Source organism: Mycobacterium sp. 1165178.9 (assembly GCF_001673555.1).
Classification (GTDB): Bacteria; Actinomycetota; Actinomycetes; order Mycobacteriales; family Mycobacteriaceae; genus Mycobacterium.
The window spans coordinates 13,097-31,980 of the sequence record NZ_LZMB01000567.1 but is presented as its reverse complement, the minus strand read 5'-3'; the positions used below and the strand labels follow the sequence as shown (position 1 = coordinate 31,980).

The 18,884-nt window shown below is 61.6% G+C and carries 16 protein-coding genes and 1 tRNA gene; 16 read left to right on the top strand and 1 reads right to left on the bottom strand.

The features are described from left to right. The 4 genes from glp to A5652_RS24120 all read left to right on the top strand — a co-directional run. On the top strand, positions 1-827 hold an 827-nt coding region (gene glp / locus A5652_RS24135; RefSeq protein ID WP_197514092.1), incomplete at its 5' end, for a gephyrin-like molybdotransferase Glp. A gap of 20 nt (positions 828-847) precedes the next feature. Then, the gene (locus A5652_RS24130) at positions 848-1,501 is read left to right on the top strand and encodes a GNAT family N-acetyltransferase (RefSeq protein ID WP_197514091.1); all 654 of its coding nucleotides are present in this window, start codon (positions 848-850) and stop codon (positions 1,499-1,501) included. 226 nt (positions 1,502-1,727) lie between these two features. Continuing rightward, positions 1,728-2,792: a gephyrin-like molybdotransferase receptor GlpR gene (gene glpR / locus A5652_RS24125; RefSeq protein ID WP_067357942.1), complete on the top strand. Its 1,065-nt coding sequence runs from the start codon at positions 1,728-1,730 to the stop codon at positions 2,790-2,792. A gap of 50 nt (positions 2,793-2,842) precedes the next feature. After that, a tRNA-Ala gene (locus tag A5652_RS24120) sits at positions 2,843-2,915 on the top strand. A 534-nt stretch (positions 2,916-3,449) separates the two neighbouring features. On the opposite strand, the gene A5652_RS24115 is transcribed toward A5652_RS24120, so the two are convergent. After that, complete coding sequence (locus A5652_RS24115; protein ID WP_067357922.1) at positions 3,450-4,400, bottom strand: LysR family transcriptional regulator; 951 nt, start codon at positions 4,398-4,400, stop codon at positions 3,450-3,452. A 196-nt stretch (positions 4,401-4,596) separates the two neighbouring features. Between A5652_RS24115 and A5652_RS24110 the strand changes: the two genes are divergently transcribed. The 12 genes from A5652_RS24110 (at position 4,597) to A5652_RS24045 (ending at position 18,502) form a co-directional block, all read left to right on the top strand. Then, entirely contained in the window at positions 4,597-5,289 is a 693-nt protein-coding gene (locus tag A5652_RS24110) for a cysteine hydrolase (protein WP_067357919.1), read from the top strand. Between the two features lie 41 nt (positions 5,290-5,330). Further along, positions 5,331-6,170, top strand: a complete 840-nt coding sequence (locus tag A5652_RS24105) for an MBL fold metallo-hydrolase (RefSeq protein WP_067357916.1) — start codon at positions 5,331-5,333, stop codon at positions 6,168-6,170. A gap of 347 nt (positions 6,171-6,517) precedes the next feature. Beyond that, positions 6,518-8,053 (top strand): GMC family oxidoreductase, encoded by a 1,536-nt coding sequence (locus A5652_RS24100; RefSeq protein WP_369805865.1) that lies wholly within the window; start codon positions 6,518-6,520, stop codon positions 8,051-8,053. Positions 8,054-8,444: 391 nt separating this feature from the next. Then, positions 8,445-9,668 carry a cytochrome P450 gene (locus A5652_RS24095; protein ID WP_232001387.1) on the top strand — a complete coding sequence of 408 codons (1,224 nt, stop codon included), beginning with the start codon at positions 8,445-8,447 and terminating at the stop codon, positions 9,666-9,668. Between the two features lie 363 nt (positions 9,669-10,031). Then, a complete protein-coding gene (locus A5652_RS24090) occupies positions 10,032-11,150 on the top strand; it encodes an LLM class flavin-dependent oxidoreductase (RefSeq protein ID WP_067357913.1) in 1,119 nt (372 codons plus the stop codon). 54 nt (positions 11,151-11,204) lie between these two features. After that, a complete protein-coding gene (locus A5652_RS24085; protein WP_067357909.1) occupies positions 11,205-11,693 on the top strand; it encodes a MarR family winged helix-turn-helix transcriptional regulator in 489 nt (162 codons plus the stop codon). A 708-nt stretch (positions 11,694-12,401) separates the two neighbouring features. Further along, complete coding sequence (locus tag A5652_RS27220) at positions 12,402-13,349, top strand: alpha/beta hydrolase (RefSeq protein ID WP_082984056.1); 948 nt, start codon at positions 12,402-12,404, stop codon at positions 13,347-13,349. A gap of 474 nt (positions 13,350-13,823) precedes the next feature. Then, positions 13,824-14,615: a bifunctional 2-polyprenyl-6-hydroxyphenol methylase/3-demethylubiquinol 3-O-methyltransferase UbiG gene (locus tag A5652_RS24065; RefSeq protein WP_232001385.1), complete on the top strand. Its 792-nt coding sequence runs from the start codon at positions 13,824-13,826 to the stop codon at positions 14,613-14,615. Between the two features lie 498 nt (positions 14,616-15,113). Then, positions 15,114-15,671 carry an NAD(P)H-dependent oxidoreductase gene (locus A5652_RS24060; RefSeq protein ID WP_067357929.1) on the top strand — a complete coding sequence of 186 codons (558 nt, stop codon included), beginning with the start codon at positions 15,114-15,116 and terminating at the stop codon, positions 15,669-15,671. A 15-nt stretch (positions 15,672-15,686) separates the two neighbouring features. Further along, on the top strand, positions 15,687-16,187 hold the full coding sequence (locus tag A5652_RS24055) for a Dps family protein (protein ID WP_082984055.1): 501 nt from the start codon (positions 15,687-15,689) through the stop codon (positions 16,185-16,187). Positions 16,188-16,363: 176 nt separating this feature from the next. Next, the gene (locus tag A5652_RS24050) at positions 16,364-17,197 is read left to right on the top strand and encodes a helix-turn-helix domain-containing protein (RefSeq protein WP_067357894.1); all 834 of its coding nucleotides are present in this window, start codon (positions 16,364-16,366) and stop codon (positions 17,195-17,197) included. 69 nt (positions 17,198-17,266) lie between these two features. Further along, positions 17,267-18,502 carry a cytochrome P450 gene (locus A5652_RS24045; RefSeq protein WP_156745520.1) on the top strand — a complete coding sequence of 412 codons (1,236 nt, stop codon included), beginning with the start codon at positions 17,267-17,269 and terminating at the stop codon, positions 18,500-18,502. Positions 18,503-18,884: the final 382 nt, after the last annotated feature.

Sequence of the window (18,884 nt, the reverse complement as noted above, 5' to 3'; positions counted from 1 at the left end):
CCGATTACCGTCCCGGACCGCACCGCCACGTCGCCGGGCTGGACGTCGTCGCCGGCGCGGCGCAGGTCGGTTTGCTGGCCGCGGTCGGCCGCGAACGGGTGCTGGTGCACCCGCGGCCCCGGGTGACGATCATGGCGCTGGGCGGCGAGCTGGTCGACATCTCGCGCACGCCCGGCAACGGCCAGGTCTATGACGTGAACTCCTACGCACTGGCGGCCGCGGCCCGCGATGCCGGCGCCGAGGTCAACCGCGTGGGCATCGTCAGCGGCGGCCCCCGCGAGCTCCGGGAGATCGTCGAGGGCCAGATCAATCGTGCCGAGGTGATCGTGATCGCCGGTGCGGTCGGGGGCGTCGCGGCTGAGGCGGTGCGCCAGGTGCTCGCCGAGCTCGGCGAGTTAGAGGTCGTGCGGGTAGGCATGCATCCGGGATCCATCCAGGGTTTCGGGCAGCTGGGTCGCGAGGGCGTTCCGACGTTCCTGTTGCCGGCGAATCCGGTGAGCGCGCTCGTGGTCTTCGAGGTGATGGTTCGCCCGTTGATTCGGTTGTCGCTGGGCAAGCGTCAGCCGATGCGCCGCATCGTGCAGGCGCGCACGCTGTCGCCCATCACGTCGGTGGCCGGGCGTAAGGGCTTCTTGCGCGGTCAGCTGATGCGCGACCAGGACAGCGGCGAGTACCTGGTGCAGACGCTGGGCGGCGGCCCGGGCGCGTCGTCGCACCTGCTGGCCACTCTTGCTGAAGCGAACTGTCTGGTCGTGGTGCCCAGCGGAGCCGAGCAGATTCGCACCGGCGAAATCGTCGACGTCGCCTTCCTGGCTCAGCGCGGCTGAGCGAAACGACTGCATGCCCGGTGAACCTGTTGCGCTCCAATTCCCGTCATCCCGGTTGGCCCATGAGCGTTGGGCCGCTGCGGGTTTCGGCCGGGGTTGTCCGATTGCGGGCGGTCCGGCTGCGCGATGGCGCGCAGTGGAGCCGGATCCGGCTGACCGATCGTGCGCACCTGGAGCCGTGGGAGCCCAGTTCCGAGGGCGATTGGACGGCTCGCCATGCGGTGGCGGCCTGGCCGGCGTTGTGTTCTGGTCTGCGTGCCGAGGCACGACAAGGGCGGATGCTGCCCTACGTCATCGAACTCGACGGCCGGTTCTGTGGCCAGCTGACCATCGGCAATGTCACCCACGGCGCGTTGCGGTCGGCGTGGATCGGCTACTGGGTGCCGCGCTCGGCCACCGGCGGCGGCGTGGCCACCGCGGCGTTGGCGTTGGGCCTGGATCACTGCTTCGGGCCGGTGATGTTGCATCGCGTCGAGGCCACCGTGCGCCCGGAAAACGCCGCGAGCCGCGCCGTGCTGGCAAAAGTGGGGTTCCGCCAGGAAGGCTTGTTGCAGCGCTACCTGGAGGTGGACAGGGCGTGGCGGGACCATCTGCTGATGGCCATCACCGCCGAAGAGGTGAGCGGATCGGTGGCATCGACGCTGGTCCGCGCCGGTAACGCCAGCTGGGTGTGAGCGCATCTCGCGCGTCGCCCGGACGTTGTCGACCCCTTCCAGGGTGTCCGATGGCTCGCGGTGGAGTCCCAATCGTTGCCGTTCTGGGACGAGCGCGACACGAGTGACTCGTGGTGCTTGTGAGAGGCAAATTACAGGTGTGTAATTGTCCTGGTCAGTACGATCCCGGTCGCGTCGGCCACAGATGGGCTTCGCGGGGGATGGACACCGAAGAGAGCAGGTCATCATGCCAAGCATCCCGCAGTCATTGTTGTGGATATCGCTCGTGGTGCTATGGCTGTTCGTCTTGGTGCCGATGCTGGTGAGCAAACGCGACGCGGTGCGACGCACCAGCGACGTGGCGTTGGCGACCCGGGTGCTCAACGGCGGGGGCAACTCCCGGCTGATCAAGCGCAGCGGTCCGGCCGCCGGGCATCGCAGCGACCCCGACTGGACGCCGCCGCAAGACTCCGCCGACGCCGACCTCGACGAGGAGCGCGACGAACTCTCCGAGGACGAAGACCGCGACCACGAGGTGGACGGCGACGCCGACACCGACGAGCTGAGCCGCCGGCGCCCGGCCGTGATGCGAATGGCCGTCGCCGAGCCCACCGAACCTGACTACCTCGATGTCGATGTCGTCGAGGACTCCCACGTACTTCCGGTGGGCGCCAGCGGTTCTGCGGCCGAGGCGGAGACGGCCGACGTCGCGCCGATCGAAGACGAAGAGGCCGACACCGAAGCCGTCGCCAAACGCGACGCCGAGGACGAGGACAGCTACGAGTACGTCGAAGACTCGTCCGGTTTGGAGCCCGCGGCCGAGGGTGACGATGCCGACGAGGAGGCGCCGGCGCCGATGCCGCGCAACGCCTCGCGGCGACGCCGGTTCGACACCAAGACCGCCGCCGCGGTCAGCGCTCGCAAGTACGCGTTCCGCAAGAAGGTCCTGATCGTGATGGCGCTGGTCCTGATCGGCTCGGCGACCGCGGCGTTCAAGGTCTCGCCGGCGGCATGGTGGGTGTGCGGCAGCGCCACCGCGATCACCCTGCTCTACCTGGGTTACCTACGGCGTCAGACGCGCATCGAGGAGAAGGTGCGTCACCGCAGGATGAAGCGGATGGCGCGGGCGCGACTCGGCGTGGAGAACGCCTACGACCGCGACTACGACGTAATCCCGTCGCGGCTGCGGCGTCCCGGCGCGGTGGTCCTGGAGATCGACGACGAGGACCCCGTCTTCGAGCACCTGGATTACGCGATGGCGATGCGGACCTTCGGTTGGCCTCGGGACTTGCCGCGCGCCGTCGGCGAATAGTGCTCGCAGTTCGGCTGTTGGTGCCACGACTGGTAGCCTGCTAGCGGTCAGGGGCTATGGCGCAGTTGGTAGCGCGACTCGTTCGCATCGAGTAGGTCAGGGGTTCGATTCCCCTTAGCTCCACAAGTGGAGACCACGCGCAGAGGCCTGGTACGAGCTAGCTATTTTTGGCCGGTTGGTTGTTCAGTACGCGCAGTCGGTACGCAGCAGATTGAATCGTGGCGTCGAGGTTGGCAGCAACAACGTCGAGATCCTCGTCGAAGAGATCGGCGTACACATCTAAGGTCATCGATGCTCGGCGTGTCCGAGCCATCCGTGCACTGCCTTACGTTTGCACCGGCGCTGACCGCTGCGTGCCGAAGGTCGTGCGGCGTAATCGACGGGAATCGCTCGTCCGACTTCTTGTTTACATGTACGACAAGCTCGAATACACGTGTCCGCCAGTTCGATTGCGCAACACCCGCCGAGCATGTCGGTGACACATTAGCGGATCTCGGCTCTTTCCAACGATTAGCGCGCCAGCTCGTCTGTCAGCGAGGCTGAGAACGGCACTGGATGAGCACTGGTGACCTGTGAATATCCCGACTGCAACTAGTATCGCCCCACGCTTCACTGTCTCGTTTTGGCGAATTCGAGCAGGGCGAGACCCGTTGCAGCTCAGGTCGGCTCAGCGCGTTCACCGCGGATGTACTGTAAATGGTCAGGTTGGGTCACCCAACCTGTGGGCACATCGACGGTCAGCGCTAACTGCACAAAACGGCTCACAGCCTCGGTCGAGGCGCGGTCGGGATCCCATTGCAGCATATAGGGAATGAGTTGGGTGGGCGCTACGGGTCGCATCGGGCTGGTCATCTCTGCCCCGGCGACAGATGCCGTGGTGAGGATCCAGTCAACGTCAGGCTGCGCCGTCCAATGACATGCGGATAAATCGGAGTCCGCGAGCTCGACGGTGGGCGGCGACACCCCGGCGGCCTCAAGGGCCTGCCGTTCGGCTAGCGCCCATGCCGGAAACAGCTCGTCGCTATGAATGCCGAGGGTCTCACCCGCCAACTCGTTCAAACCAATCGTGTCGCGGTTGATTAGACGATGATTGACCCTTAATGCGACCAGCAGACGCTCGCCGCAGAACACCTTTCCGACGATTCCGGGGGGGTCAGATATTCGACCGCAGGTGATAGCGACGTCGACTGCACCCGCGGCGACGGCAGGTTTTAGGTCGGTCAACCACATTCGCCGGACAACTAGGTCGACTTCGGGCGCCTCGACATGCAGGGCTGCAGCAAGGTGAGGTGCGAGAACCCGCCCGACTGGCGGCGTGATCCCTAGGTGCACGGTCCCAGACTCGCCCTCGACCGATCGATGCACCGCGGCGGTAGCAGACGCAACCTCGTCGAGAACGACTTTGGCGCGGTCAAGCAACTCCGCTCCGGCGGGGGTCAAAGCGACTCGGCGAGTGCTGCGCGTCAAAAGCTGCGCGCCCAATTCGCTCTCTAAACGCCTGATCAGCTCGCTCAGCGTTGACTGCCCCATGTACAGCTTTTGAGCTGCACGACCGAAGTGCAGCTCAGTGGCCACAGCAACGAAGGCCTCAAGCTGACGCAGCTCCACCAGCAAATACTAACCGCGCAGGAAGTGAACGGCCTCGATTAATCGGGGCTGGCGATCACAGCGATCCGACATTGGCTCTTTTTCCGACCGGTGCGACGTCGCAGTCTGTATTCAGTCCATTGACATGACTAGGCAAGCTGCATGATTGCCGGCTTGGTGTTGGTAACCGAAGCTGGTTCACCCAAGGAGCGATAGCGTGAAATACGATCCCGCTGACACCGCGGTCGTCGTCATCGACCCGCAAAATGATGTCCTATCACCGTCGGGCAGAAACTGGGATGTTCTGGGCGCCAGTGTGACTGAGAATAGGACAGTGGAGAACCTCATCGAAATCTTTGAAGCCGCCTCAGCGGGCGGCTATGCCGTGTTCGTCTCGCCGCACTACTTCTACCCGACCGACCACCAATGGTTGGTCAATGGCCCGCTGGAGGAAGATGAACTGCGCACCAACACGTTTGCACGAGTTGGCCCGCTCAGACTTGACGGCTTCGCCGGTTCGGGTGCTGATTGGCTCGACCAGCTGAAGCCGTTCATCGAGGACTCGGCAACCGTCGTTGCCAGCCCTCACAAGGTGTGGGGACCGCAGACCAACGACTTGGTGCTGCAACTCCGCAAGCGGTATATCACCAAGGTCATTCTGTGCGGCATGCTCGCCAACATTTGTGTCGAGTCGCACCTGCGGGATTTGCTTGAACAAGGATTCGAAGTAGCCGTGGTCCGCGATGCCACCGCGGGCCCCCGGCACCCGACCCGCGGAGACGGCTACCTCGCTGCTTTGGTCAACTACGCATTCCTCGCACATGCCGTTCCATCTACGGCCGAGGCGGTCGCTGCCATGACGAGCGAGAGCCCGCGCGTGCCGCACGCCGCTGCGACTTTAGCCCCGTAACACGAGTGACCGGGGCAGCACCTGAAAGGAGGCGGCCCGCGATGAGGTCGTTGGAATTAAGGAGCAGTGAGAGTGCGGATTTCAGCCAGGGCGAGGTCTACTTCATTGGCAATGCCACCACCCTGATCCGCTTCGGTGGGCTAACGATCCTGACCGATCCCGCCTTCCTCCACAAAGGTGAGCACGTGTATCTGGGCCATGGCATTTGGGCCCGGCGCGAGGTTGAGCCGGCATGTCAGATCTCCGACCTGCCCCCAATAGATCTAATCGTCCTATCCCATTACCACGGTGACCATTTCGATGATGTTGCAGCTCGTGAACTCGACGTGACTCTGCCCTTTGTGTCGACGGCTGACGCCGTCGAGAAGCTGAATGCGTTGGGCTTCGGGCACGGCTACCCCCTTGAAACCTGGGAGTCACTCGTGGTCCGCAAGGGCGATGCGGACCTGGCGATAACTGCGATGCCCGGCAAACACGCCACAGACGACGCGGTTGACGAACTACTGATGCCGGTCAACGGGCATCTGCTCGACTTCAGCCGTAGCGGCAATCACCTCTACCGTCTCTATATCACCGGCGACACCATGCTCGTGGATGACCTCGAAGACATCCCCCGTCGCTACCCTGACATCGATCTTGGTCTGATTCACACTGGGGGAACGACTTTCCTTGTCACGGTTGTCACGATGACCGGTGAGCAGGGAGTCAGGGCTGTCGAGATCACCCGACCGCGCACCGCCATTCCGATCCACTACAACGATTTCTCGGTATTTATGTCCGGCCTCGACGACTTCAAGAAGGCGGCCGAAATCTCCTCCACAGGTGCAGAATTCGTGTACCTCGCCCATGGCGAGACCTACACATTCAAGCCGACCCTCTAGACGGCTTCCATCAACGCATGGCCAACATGGCCCACGCATCAAGATCAACACCGACGCGATGGCGCGCCCAACTCAATTGATGCAGCAGAAGCGTAAAGCTGTGCGCCAAGTACGCGGCAACCCGCCAGCCAGCCAGTTGACGACTGATTTACTGCTTTGCATCCGAGGCGGCCCTACGCCGGCTTGCGGCCGGAATCCACCCGGGGTGTATCGCAACCAGGAACGGCACGTCCTGGATACACGCGTTCTGAGCCTGGAGCATTAAACATGTGAATAGAAACGAGTCAGGCAGCTCGCGACTAGCTCCCGACACTTGCGACCCGTTCAATCGATGAAGGTTGCGAGAGGTGATTGCTCGCGCTGCCGATATCAAAAAATCCGGATACGACTTCATTGTGGTGGGCGCCGGTACAGCAGGCTGTGTGCTTGCTGCACGGTTGACCGAGACCGCCGCTGCACGGGTGCTGTTGCTCGAGGCGGGCGGCGGCGCTCCGCTGCCCGAGATGGCGGTGCCGCCAATGTGGCCCAGCTTGACCGGCAGCACAGCGGACTGGTCCGACCAGACCGTGCCGCAACCACCATATGGAACGGTGGTTGCGTGGCCGCGAGGGCGCGGGCTGGGCGGTTCGTCGTCGATAAATGCCATGAATTTTGTGCGGGGACACCGGTCCAGTCATGACGCTTGGGGTGTACCCGGTTGGCGCTTCGATGATTTAGTGCCCTACTTTCGGCGCAGCGAGCATGCGCCCCAGCGCGATCCCGCGCTACGCGGGGTCGGCGGTCCGCTCGCTGTCGGCCCGGCCGAGCATCCACACCCGATCGCCCAAGCTGGACTCACTGCGGCCGAGCAAGCGGGCTTCCATGCGGCGACCGACATCAGCGGTGGTTTGGAGGAAGGCTTCGGCTGGTGCGACTTAAACATCGTGGCCGGCCGACGACAAAGTGCGGTCGACGCGTATCTCACCCCCGCTCTCGACCGGCGAAATCTCGATGTGATCACCGACGCCTTAGTACATCGGGTAATCGTGCGCGAGGGCCAGTGTCGGGGCGTTGAGTATTCGGTGGGCACTAAGTTCGCAGTGGCCGAATGTGTCCGCGGTGGGGAGGTCGTGCTTGCAGCCGGCACCATCGGTTCTGCGCAGTTGCTGCTGCTGTCCGGGATCGGCTCCGCCGCCCATCTGCGCGATCACGACCTCACAGTAATTGCGGACCTGCCCGGCGTGGGCCGGAATCTGCACGACCATCCCATGTGCGGTGTGGTTTACGAAGCCGCCCAACCGGTTCCGCCTGGTGTTAACAATCATGGCGAAGCGCAGGGCTTAATCCGCACGGGGATCCTGGACGGGTTCGACGGACCGGATGTGCAGATCATGTTTGTCGACGTACCACTGCGCCAGACAACTGTGCCAGGTCCACCGATAGGCCACGGTTATACGGTCATCTCGGCAGTGATGACACCCCAAAGCCGCGGCACCGTGCGGCTTGCCAGTGGTACACCAGGGGCGCCTCCTCGCATCGATCCCCGTTATTACACCGAATGCCGCGACCTTGCGACAATGGCAGCCGGGTTATGCATCGCCAGGGGGATCGGTTACTCAAAGGCACTGCGACCGTGGCGTCATAGAGAGGTTTGGCCCGGCACCATGATCACCGATAAAGCCTTGGCTCAGCGTGTTCCGCACAACCTTCGCAGCTACTCCCACTACGCCGGAAGCTGTCGGATGGGCAGTGATCCACTCGCCGTCGTCGACCCCGCATTGCGAGTCCACGGAATAACCGGTCTACGCGTCGCGGACGCTTCGATCATGCCTACGCCGGTTTCAGCGAATATCAACGCCACCGTCTACGCCATCGCCGAACGCGCGGCCGAGCTGTTTCGCTGAGAGTCTCACATTTCCACTCGAATTCGAGTTGTTGCCTACTTCAAGCGGGCAGGCATTCAGGGTCTGCGGATCAGACGGGTTAAAGATTGTTACCGTGCTGGCTGCGGTAGCAGCCAAAGTCAGTCCGCGCCGATACGGTTGCTGGCCAAAAGGATCCAGCAGAACCGGCAAGCGCCGGATCAACTGTGTACCCACCGGCCGGGCCTATACGTTGGAGGTCCTGGCCCCTCACCTCCCGCAGGCCGCTACACATGTACCACGGATCCGATCGGCCGTAGGCCGCACGTTGGCATGCCCGAACATATTCGGCCTCAATATTCGGCCTGGGTGTACCACAGCCAGGAAATGCACGTCCTGGATAGATGCGATCTGGCCGTGCAGCATTCGAGATGTGAGTAAGAACGAGTTGGGTACTCAAGAGCTTGCGCCGATGGCAAATACGCCCCGGCTTGGGCGGGGATTCATCCAAGACCCGCATTCCCTTTACCGGCGGCTACGCCTGGAGGCTCCCGTCCATCGCGTCAGGGTGTGGGGCGGGAACTATGCGTGGCTGGTAACTCGCTACACCGAAGCACGGGCATTGCTGGCTGACGCGCGGCTGAGTAAAAACTGGGATGAGTTGGTGAAGTTCGGTAATAGTGGCGCACACAACTCAGTGCTCAACAGTCATATGTTGCAGCAGGATCCGCCGGACCATACGCGGCTGCGCAGGCTTGTCACGACGGCGTTTACCGCTGGCAGCGTGCAAAAGATGCGACCCGACATCTGCAGAATCGCTGACAAGTTACTTGACCGCGTGGCGGAATCGGGTGCTGCCGGAGTGGTCGACCTCATGCAGTCGTACGCAGTTCAACTCCCGCTCCGGGTTATTAGCGAATTATTGGGCGTACCTGCCCGTGATCGCGACAACTTCCGAACACGCGTTGAAACACTGCTTACCAGTATCGACCCTAATGAATTACGCGCCACGGAGAGCGCACTGATCGACCTGCTAGCAGAATGGATCGAACAGAAGCGCGGACATCCCGCGGACGACTTGCTAAGTGCTTTAGTCCACGCATCCGACGTCGCCGACCGACTTTCTACGGACGAGCTTCTGGCGACAGCCTTCCTACTAGTTCTGGCTGGATACGAGACCACGGTAAATCTGATCGGTAACGGCGTCTTGGCACTGCTGCGCAACCCATCTCAACTCGCTACGTTGCGTGCCGACCTATCGCTGATGCCAACCGCTGTGGAGGAATTCTTGCGGTTCGAGAGCCCGCTCAACACCGCCACCACGAGGTTCACCACCAAGTCAGTACGAGTCGGCGAAGTCGAGATTCCCGCGGGTCAGCTTGTTGTGGTGTCCCTGCTCGCCGCCAACCATGACGACCGCCGCTACGACAACCCGGATCGACTTGATGTAACCAGGCGACCCAATCCACATCTTGCATTCGGGCACGGTATTCACCACTGCCTCGGAGCACCACTGGCACGGCTTGAGGGCGAAATTGCGATCGGGCGTCTGCTCACCCGATTCGAGCGGATCACGCTGGACAGCGGAGCGTCCCTCCAATACCGAAACAGCACCTTGATGCGTGGGCTGACCGCACTGCCCGTTTGGATCTCCTAACATGCGCATAAAGAGAGCCGCAAGAATCTCCGCCGCACTGAAAGTGGCTGGCGCAGTGATGGTTTTATCTCTCGGGCCGGGCGTAACGCCGTTCCTAGTATGGATCGCCCTCGCCGCGAACCTTCCGCTCGTGACGGTGATCTTGCTGTTGATCAGCATGACGGTTATCTCAAATTGCTTGGCAAACATAACCCTTCGTATGTGCTCGAGTCACGGCCGTGGCCCTATCGACAAGCAACGAAACCCATTGGAACACATCGAGAACCGGAGGGGATGAGTGACCATTGAGACTCCGCCCGATACTCGCGGTGCCATGGCAAGCCGCCGGCGTCAACTGACCCAGACCACTAGGAGGAAAGACTGATGACAAAGATCGCGTGCGAAGTCCCCTGGCAGAACCGACGCTTCAGCGTCCCACTGGAGCGCATCAAGCGCTGCGAGCAATTGGGATTCGACGCAGTCTTCACCGCGGAGGGCGCGGGTTCGGACGCGCTGACGCCACTCGCTTACATCGCTGCCCACACGTCGAGGATCAGGCTCGGCACCCATATCGCGACGCTGACCGCGCGCCCCGCGACCGCGCTCGCACAGGGTTTGGCAACTATCGACGCGATGGCCGGTGGTGGCCGTGTCATCGCCGGCGTAGGCAGTGGATTCCCCAGCATCGCCGAGGGCTGGCATGGGCGGCCATGGGGCAAACCGGTGCGCCGGCTGCGTGACTACGTCGGCGTGCTGCGCCAGTCGTTCGCCAGCCAGGGCGCTCGCGACACCGGCGGCGACCCGATCGAGAGCACCGAGCTGTACTGGGAGCATTCCCGCGCACGGCTCGCCAACCCGGTTCGCTGCCAGAGCGTGGAGACGAGTATTCCGTTCCGCGGCGAGGGCGCGCTCGGCGTCGAGCCATGGTCGATGTCCGTCGAGACTGGTTTCGAGCCAGAGGTCCACGTCGCAGCCGTCGGCCCGCAAATGCTCGAGTTAACCGCGGAAATCGCCGACGGCTGGTTCCCGTGGGGCTTTGCACCCGGGATGATGCCGGCCTTCCAGCCACAGCTCGACGCCGGTTTCGCGCGCCGTACAGACGGAAAGAAACGAAAGGACTTCGACGTGTGGGCGATCGTCGACCTCGTTGTCTGCGACGACGTCGCGGCTGGCATGGACCTCTTCCGCCCGTACGTCGTGGAGTGGTCGACGAACATGCGGCTGCAGACTGAGGCGCTCGGGTTCACCGGCCTGTGTGACCGGCTCGCCGAGCTCGTCGCTGCCGGCCGTCGCGAGGAAGCGCTCGCCGCCGTCCCCGACGACTACGTCGACGCGGCTTTCCTTATCGGCCCGCACAAGCGGATCGCCGAGCGGTTACAGCCGTGGATCGACTCCGGCGCCACTGGCCTGATCTTCCGTTACGGCCCGCAGGTCCAGGTCGGCGCCCAAAGGGTCGTCGAGGACATGGACGTCTGGAAAACCATCGCCAAGGCGGCGCGCTAGGGCACGCGGCGTGGCCTGGTTGATACATCAACTCGCTCGACTAGCATCGGGTACATGGCTGAAGGACCATGGCTCAGCGCCACGGAGCAGGAGACGTGGCGAGCTTTCACGGAGATGCGGCACACGCTGGAGCGGCATCTGGAGTGGCACTTGCAACGCGAGTTCGGCCTGTCTGACCCTGATTTCGAGATCCTGGTTAACCTGTCCGAAGCGCCTAAGGGACGGATGCGCACATTCGAACTAGCAGAGGCGACACAGTGGGAGAAGAGCCGGATGTCGCATCACCTGAGCCGTATGGAAAAACGCGGCCTAATCCGGCGGAGGTCCTCTGGCGCCCGATATCCGGATATCCTTTTGACCAAGGCCGGACGGAACGCCATCGAGGCTAGCGCACCGGGCAACGCAGCCCTTGTGCGAAAGTTGTTCATCGATGTACTTGGTCCCGACCGTCTCGCCATGCTGCGCGAAGCCTCCGACGACGTGCTCGCCGCCATCGATGAGCATCAACTATTCGACTGCCCGCACCAAACCCGCAGTGGCTAAACATTATTCAGCGGTCGCGGGGTAGTTGGGTTCTCTCCGTAACGCGCCGCCAAGAAGATCGGCACGCTCAGCAACGAACTAAGCGGCTTAGCTACCTAGGCCGGCTTCAGACCCCGGTTCGGCCCAGTAAATACGCCAACGGCCGGCCCCTGGCAGCGGGGAACCGACCGGAAGTCCAGGATTTTAGAGCGGTGCAAAGACTCGAAGGCTTTCGTCGAGCCGGAGTTGTGGACTTCCCACCGCAATTGGCGAGGCTCACCAGCAACTTAGACGGGTCGACGATCCAGGGTGTGCGTCACAGCCAGGAATATCACGCCCTGGATACCTCGTATTCGCTACCGCAAGATCAGAGGGAAAGGCAGACCAACGATGACTTCTTGTTCCGCGGCGAATATCCAGTTGGCATATTAACCAGGATGCCGACGACGATGCATGCCTAATCGAACGGTCCACCGTACGAGGCGCTGATGCGGCGCCTAGAACGAGCAGTGATCGAGATGGTGAAGAAACGCAATGAAATTGCGGGACGACAAACTTTCTCAGCTGCAGGACGTCCTGCGTGGCCCCGTCTTTATCGCGGAAACCCCGGGATACGACAGGGAGTTGGTGGTGTTCAACGCGGCGGTGCGACACCAACCGGCCGCGGTGCGGTGGACGATTTGTGGCCGGAAGGTCGTTCGAATTTATCGGCAGACTTGAGGGAGACCGATGTATAGCGGACCAGCCCTACGCCCAACGTCTGTGCAGTGGATCATGAAGCGAAGCGGGTTCCGTAATCATCTGTTTCCACCGGACAAGCTGGATCACTGGGCGGCGCACCCGCGCGCACCTCATGCCAGCGCACCACCTGCTGTGGCGCGGCGCAAGGCCTACATCATCCGCACCGACCTGGATGGGCGCCCAGTTTACGAGGTGGTACCCAAGCGGATGGGCGATGGACCTCGGCGTGGGCACATGTTGTATTTGCACGGGGGCGCCTACGTGAGACCTCTTGTCCCGTTTGTGCATTGGCCCTTCATCGTGAGGTTGGCCAGCACGCTGGAGCGCACCGTTACAGTTCCGATCTACCCGCTGGCGCCGGAACACACCTACCGTGATGTTTTTCCGTTTCTACTGCGCATTTACGATCGTATCCTCGCCCGCCGTAGCGCCGACACGGTGATGTTCGCCGGCGATTCCGCGGGAGGATCCATGGCGCTGGCGCTGTGCCACGCTCTGCGGGACGCTGAGATGGTGCAGCCGAGTGCGGCGCTGTTGCTGTCGCCTTGGCTCGATGTGCGAATTTCTCACCCCGACGCGCAGGCCGTGGCCCGTCTCGACCCCGCGCTGAATATCGAGCATCTGCGCGAAGCGGGCAGGCGGTATGCCGGCGGCGCCCCGCCGGACACACCGTTGGTCAGCCCCGGTCTCGGCCCGCTTACCGGCCTGCCGCCGTTGACGATTTTCACCGGTACTCATGAAGTGCTCAACCCGGATATCCGCGCGTTCCGGCGGCGAGCGGCCGCCGAGGGAATCGATATGGGCTGGCACGAGCTCGACCGTGGTATGCACTGCTGGATGATGACGCCAGGGGTACACACTCGCGCCGCGTTTGATGCGATGCGCCGAGACTACGGTCTACCAGTGGTATCGCGCGAGAGTCGTGAGGAGCCGTAGTTTCGGCCAGAAGCTAGGACCCGACCTATCTCCCGCGTTCAAGGGCGGCAGTGCTCAGTCGACCGCTGCGACGAAGGCGGCGTGGTCGGGTTCCGTCTAGTCGGCATAGCCGAGCCCATCCATCCCGCAGCAGGAATTCCACGTCCTGGATAACCGGGTGGGCGCCGCAACATCAAACTCGGGCGATAGCTCCAGCCGCCAGCGATGGTTGCCCAAGGCGCTTGTTTCGATGCCAGTGGTTCTCATATCAGCTCCTGCCATTAACACCGTCTAGAACAGACTGGACGTCCAGGACTTTGGGAGCGGTGCAAAAACGGCGGGGGCTTTGTGTCGAGCCGGAGATGCGAACCTTCCAACGCAATCGACAGGGCCGACTACCAACTCAGATGGGGCCGAGAGGCAAAACCAGGGTGCCCCACAGCCAGGAAGATCACGCCCTGGATACCTCGTATCCGCTATCGCAAGATCAAACGGATGAAGCAGACAAACGGTAACTACTTGTTCCGCACGGATATGTTCGGTGCCGATGCGGAACGGGAGCGTGCTCGCCTTGCAGGCAACGAAGCCCTGTGGGATCCGGGTAGTCAATCCATATTCGCCGAACTCGGATTGGGCCCTGGTTGGCATTGCCTCGAGGTCGGTGCCGGCGGTGGTTCATTGGTCGAGTGGATGGCCGACCGGGGAGCTGCTGTGACAGCTGTCGACATCGACACTCGGTTCATCGAACATCTGGCGTCGGACAACGTCGATGTTCATTGCCTCGACATCCGCACCGACGCGCTTCCTCCGGGCGAGTTCGACCTCGTTCACGCACGTCTTGTCCTTCAGCACCTCAGAGATCGCGAGCAAATCCTGAACCAGTTGGCGACTACGCTGCGGCCCGGCGGTTCGATCGTCGTCGAGGAATTTGATTGGACCTATTTCGGCTGGGAGACAATGAATCCCGCGCTAAACGCAACCACCAGAGCAGTCCTCGACTACGCGGAGCAGACCGGTATCGCCCTCAATTTCGGGCGTCGCATACTGCATGCGCTCCACCAAGCGGGTTTGGTGGTCGTCGGGGGCCAGGGCAGTGTCCAAATTATCGACAGCGCCTGCCCTGGCTTCGATTTTTTCGAGCTCACAATAAGGAGCATGCTGCAACCAGTCGTCGAAGTCGGTGCCGTATGCGAACTCGACGCGGACGCCGCTATTGCGCGCCTGGACCGTAAGGACTTACGCCTTCACACGCCGATGATGGTGACCGGAATTGGCCAGCGGAGATGACTGCGGACTAGCACAGGTTGACATATCAACCCAATTACGTGTAGATTTCTACCTCTCGAGTTGACATATCAACCCGAGTGTCATGGAGGAGGATGCCCTGCTCGATCTACGGTGGATCGCTTCGGAAACTGACGATGGTGCTGCACAAGACGATCCCTATGCGGCGGAGTATTTGCTCGTTCGCGCCAAACACGTAGCCGCGACATCAATCACGCTAACAGGGGTGGCCACAGCAACGAAGGCGTCAAGCTGACGCAGCTACACCAGCAGATACTAACCGCGCACATGTGAACCGCTCGATTGATCGCGGCTGGCGATCACAGTGATCCGACATTGGCTCTTTATCCGAGCGGTGCGACGTTGCAATCTATAACCAGTCCATTGACCCAACGACTTGGTGCTGCAACTCCACACGCAGCACATCACAAAGCAAGCGGCGAATGCGACTTCTCGCCTTTCCGCCTGCTAACTCTTTAATGATCAAGGGAGGGAATGGCGATGAACACAAGAATCCTGGCGATGGTGGGAAGTCTTCGTGCCGGTTCGTATAACCGCCAGCTCGCGGAGGCAGCTATCAAGCTCGCGCCAAAGGGTATCGAGGTTGGCCTCTATGAGGGCCTAGCCGACGTGCCCTTCTATAACGAAGACCTCGACGAGCCCAACACCGTCCCGTTGGTGGCACGTTCGCTGCGCCGAGCGGTACGATCCGCCGACGCGCTGCTAATGGTGACGCCGGAATACAACGGAACCGTCCCCCCGGCGCTCAAGAACGCTATCGACTGGACCTCACGCCCTTTCCCCCACGGGGCCATTCACCAGAAGCCGGTCGTTGTGATTGGCACGGCCGGCGGGCGCTCTGGTGGGGCATGGGCTCACGACGATACCCGAAAAACGGCCCGCATTGCGGGCGCGAACGTACTCGACGGTATCGCTTTGTCGGTTCCCCGCGCGGCCACGCGGTTCGCCGATGGCCCTCCCGTGTGCGACGCGGAAATCATCACAACAATGCCCTCGATCCTGGCTGCTCTTGCCTCGGCGGCCCCAACCTCCCTCTAGCTGAAGGAATCTGCGATGACAACTTCTTTGTCGACTAACCGTCGCGACATTGACGAGATCCGGCCCTTTCAACCTTCCGCCGGACTGTTCACGAACCTGCAATCCGTACTCGTAGACCTAATCGAGTTGAATTTACAAGGCAAACAGGCGCATTGGAATCTCGTTGGAACGAACTTCCGGGACTTGCACCTGCAGCTCGACAGCATGGTCGATACCGCACGGGAAGCCACTGACACGATTGCCGAACGCATGCGCGCCTTAGACGTCGTTCCTGACGGGCGGTCGGATACGGTCGTGGCAACGACAACCGTTCCCGCCATACCGCCCGGTCTCCTCAGCTCAACGGAAACGGTCGAGATCATTACCACACGGATCTACGCCGTCGTAGGCACCATCCGCGCCGTACACGATGACGTCGACGCTGCCGATCCCTCGACCGCAGACCTACTCCATGCCATCATCAACGACCTGGAGAAACATGCTTGGCTGCTCAAGTCGGAAAACGGCACAGCCTAAGCGAGTTCACGGTCGTACGACGGGCTCTTGCGTTGGTGCCCGGCCGTCCGGTACCACTCGATGCGTCGACGCTTGCTCGCATCAGCGACGCCTAACCGAATGCAACCACTAGGGTGCTGACTGCTATTGCCATGACCGCAACACCGCGAGTAACCACCAGGGCGGACGCTGACACAATGCGCGATCGGCAGGCAGATGATGGACAGCTGCCCGGCGGGATCAGTCTGGCGCAGTTCTTGCGTGCTCGTCGAAACCTGGTTCGGCCTGCTGATGTCGGTCTGCCCGCAGGAGGGCGCCGCAGGGTGGCGGGGCTTCGAAGGGAGGAAGTCGCGGTGCTGGCTGGTATCAGCACCGATTACTACCGACGACTGGAGCAAGGCCAAGAAGACAACCCATCGGATCAAGTGCTTGATGCCATCGGTAAAGCGCTGCAACTTGATGACGATGCCGTGACATACATGCGAAACCTGTTGCGCCACAACTTTCAGGGCGGACAGGTGGACCCGCTGCAGAGACCCCATTCTAAAATTGGGGTTCTGCTGGACACTTGGCCACTGACGATCGCCCTCGTGGTTGATCCGGGCATGACCGTGGTCCGTGCGAACAAGCTTGCCGAGGCGCTGTCCCCTCATTACGGGGTCGGGGCGAACACCGTGCGCGCCATTTTCCTCGAGCCAGAGATGCGGCGCTTCTACCGCGACTGGGAACGGGTGACAGCATGGTCAGTCTCGTTCATCCGCGCCATGCTTGGCCAACGTCCCGATCCAGCCCTGATCGGACTAGTCGATGAGCTGACAGAACGAAGCCGGTGGTTCCAACAGCTTTGGGCTCGACATGACGTCACCCATGACTCTGTCAGGCGGATGCTCATCGATCATCCCCAGGTAGGTCCACTGGATCTGAACTATCAGCAGATGCTGCTACCAGGGACCGGCCATTGGCTAGTTGTTTACTGGGCCGAACCGGGGTCCGCATCTGACGCCGGCCTTCGGCATCTAGCTAGCGGATAACCCGGGCTGTCGCACAGCCAGGAAGTACACGTCCTGGATAACTCGGATAGGCCGCTTCACTATCGGATTATGTGCCTCAACGATTCTGCAGGCCGTTTTGAAATGCCTGGGTCAGCAGCGAATTCGCCCAGGCTCGATCCATCGTTCATCCGGCACCCCCGCGACCTGTATCACCAGCTTCGCGCGCAGGTGCCAGCGCGTCGCGTGACGATGTGGGATGGCCAGCACGCATGGCCGGTGACTCGACCAGCTGAGGCGAAAGAAGCATTAAGCGATCCCCGGCTGAGCATGAACTGGCATCAACTAAGGGATCTGTTGCCTTGGAGCAGCTTTGGACCTCGATGGTCGATGGTGAACAGCTATATGTTGCAACAGGCCTCGCCAGAGCATGCGCGACTACGCGAACTGGTTCCCGCCGCGCTTGCGGTCCGCAGTGTCAAGAAAATCCAGCCCGACATCGAGTCGATCGCGGACGAGTTGCTCGATCACATTGCGGTTGCTGCCGCAGCTGGCGACATTGTGGATTTGATGCGGTCATACGCAATTCCATTACCGCTCCGGGTGATCAGCAGGCTATTAGGTGTGCCGTCGGGCGAGTTCGAGCATCTTCGGATGCACATCGAACCTCTACTGGTTAGCACCGATGCCATCATTCTGGCCGCCATCGAGTATGCGCTGTCCGACGACCCCTTGGACGAGTTGATAGCTCAGAAGCGCGCGCAACCGCAGGACGACTTGCTCAGCGAGTTAGTGCACGCGACTGACGGGGGAGAACGCCTGTCTCACGATGAGCTGGTCTCGGCGGCATTGATGCTGATCTTGGCGGGCTACGACACCAGCGTCCACCTGATCCATCACGGCGTTCTTACTCTGCTCGGCAACCCATCTCAGCTATTGAAGGTGCGCGCCGACCCGTCACTACTGTGCCTAGCAGTTGAGGAATTCTTAAGGTTTGAAAATCCACTCAATGTCGCCACCACGCGGTTAACCATCGAAACCGCGTGTATCGGCGGAGTCGAGATCCCACGTGGCCAACTTGTTTTCGTGAGCCTGCCCTGCGGCATCGGTGTCGCCCGCTGGTGTGAGATCGGAGTTGGAGCCAGGCCGAAGCGATCAGGTCCTGTCCGGTCAGTGGTTCATAAGTGCATCGGAGTACGGGTCGCGAGGCTTGAGGGCGAGATTGCTATCGGCCGCTTGCTCGAGCGATTTCAACGAATCACGTTAGCCGACAGATGTGTCGTGCGGTCCGCCAATAACGTCGCGATGCCTGGACTGATCACCCTACCGGTTCACGTCAGTGCCTGAACCAGATAAAGGAGCTGTTCGACATGAGGCGAAAACCAATTCTTCCAAGATCCCTCCCAAACAGGACGATGGGCGATGTTGTGGCTTGCATGCTTGCACCCTTCGCAACAGGGGCCCTCATACGGGCGAGCATCGACACGTCTCCCCTCTTAGGGTTCGAGATGCTTGCGTCCACATTCAGCATACTGACACCAATCTGGCTGTGGCATGCCATTATTAGAATTCCCCGGCGAGAGAACGACTGCGGTAATAAAGATCGTGGGGAGCAGTAGTGCGCCACGACTGCAATCAAAATCAGAGCACATGGGTGCCCACCGCCAGGGAGTCATCACCGCATCGGCCAGGGGCGCCCCCATGATCAAGCAGAAGATCTACTGCCTGA

Excerpts from the sequence above, each read along its gene's own strand:
- A5652_RS24065 (WP_232001385.1), top strand. The coding sequence starts at position 13,824 with ATGAAGCAGACAAACGGTAACTACTTGTTCCGCACGGATATGTTCGGT.
- A5652_RS24050 (WP_067357894.1), top strand. The coding sequence starts at position 16,364 with ATGCGCGATCGGCAGGCAGATGATGGACAGCTGCCCGGCGGGATCAGT.
- A5652_RS24090 (WP_067357913.1), top strand. The coding sequence starts at position 10,032 with ATGACAAAGATCGCGTGCGAAGTCCCCTGGCAGAACCGACGCTTCAGC.
- A5652_RS24060 (WP_067357929.1), top strand. The coding sequence starts at position 15,114 with ATGAACACAAGAATCCTGGCGATGGTGGGAAGTCTTCGTGCCGGTTCG.
- A5652_RS24085 (WP_067357909.1), top strand. The coding sequence starts at position 11,205 with ATGGCTGAAGGACCATGGCTCAGCGCCACGGAGCAGGAGACGTGGCGA.
- glpR (WP_067357942.1), top strand. The coding sequence starts at position 1,728 with ATGCCAAGCATCCCGCAGTCATTGTTGTGGATATCGCTCGTGGTGCTA.
- A5652_RS27220 (WP_082984056.1), top strand. The coding sequence starts at position 12,402 with ATGTATAGCGGACCAGCCCTACGCCCAACGTCTGTGCAGTGGATCATG.
- A5652_RS24055 (WP_082984055.1), top strand. The coding sequence starts at position 15,687 with ATGACAACTTCTTTGTCGACTAACCGTCGCGACATTGACGAGATCCGG.
- A5652_RS24105 (WP_067357916.1), top strand. The coding sequence starts at position 5,331 with ATGAGGTCGTTGGAATTAAGGAGCAGTGAGAGTGCGGATTTCAGCCAG.
- A5652_RS24045 (WP_156745520.1), top strand. The coding sequence starts at position 17,267 with ATGTGCCTCAACGATTCTGCAGGCCGTTTTGAAATGCCTGGGTCAGCA.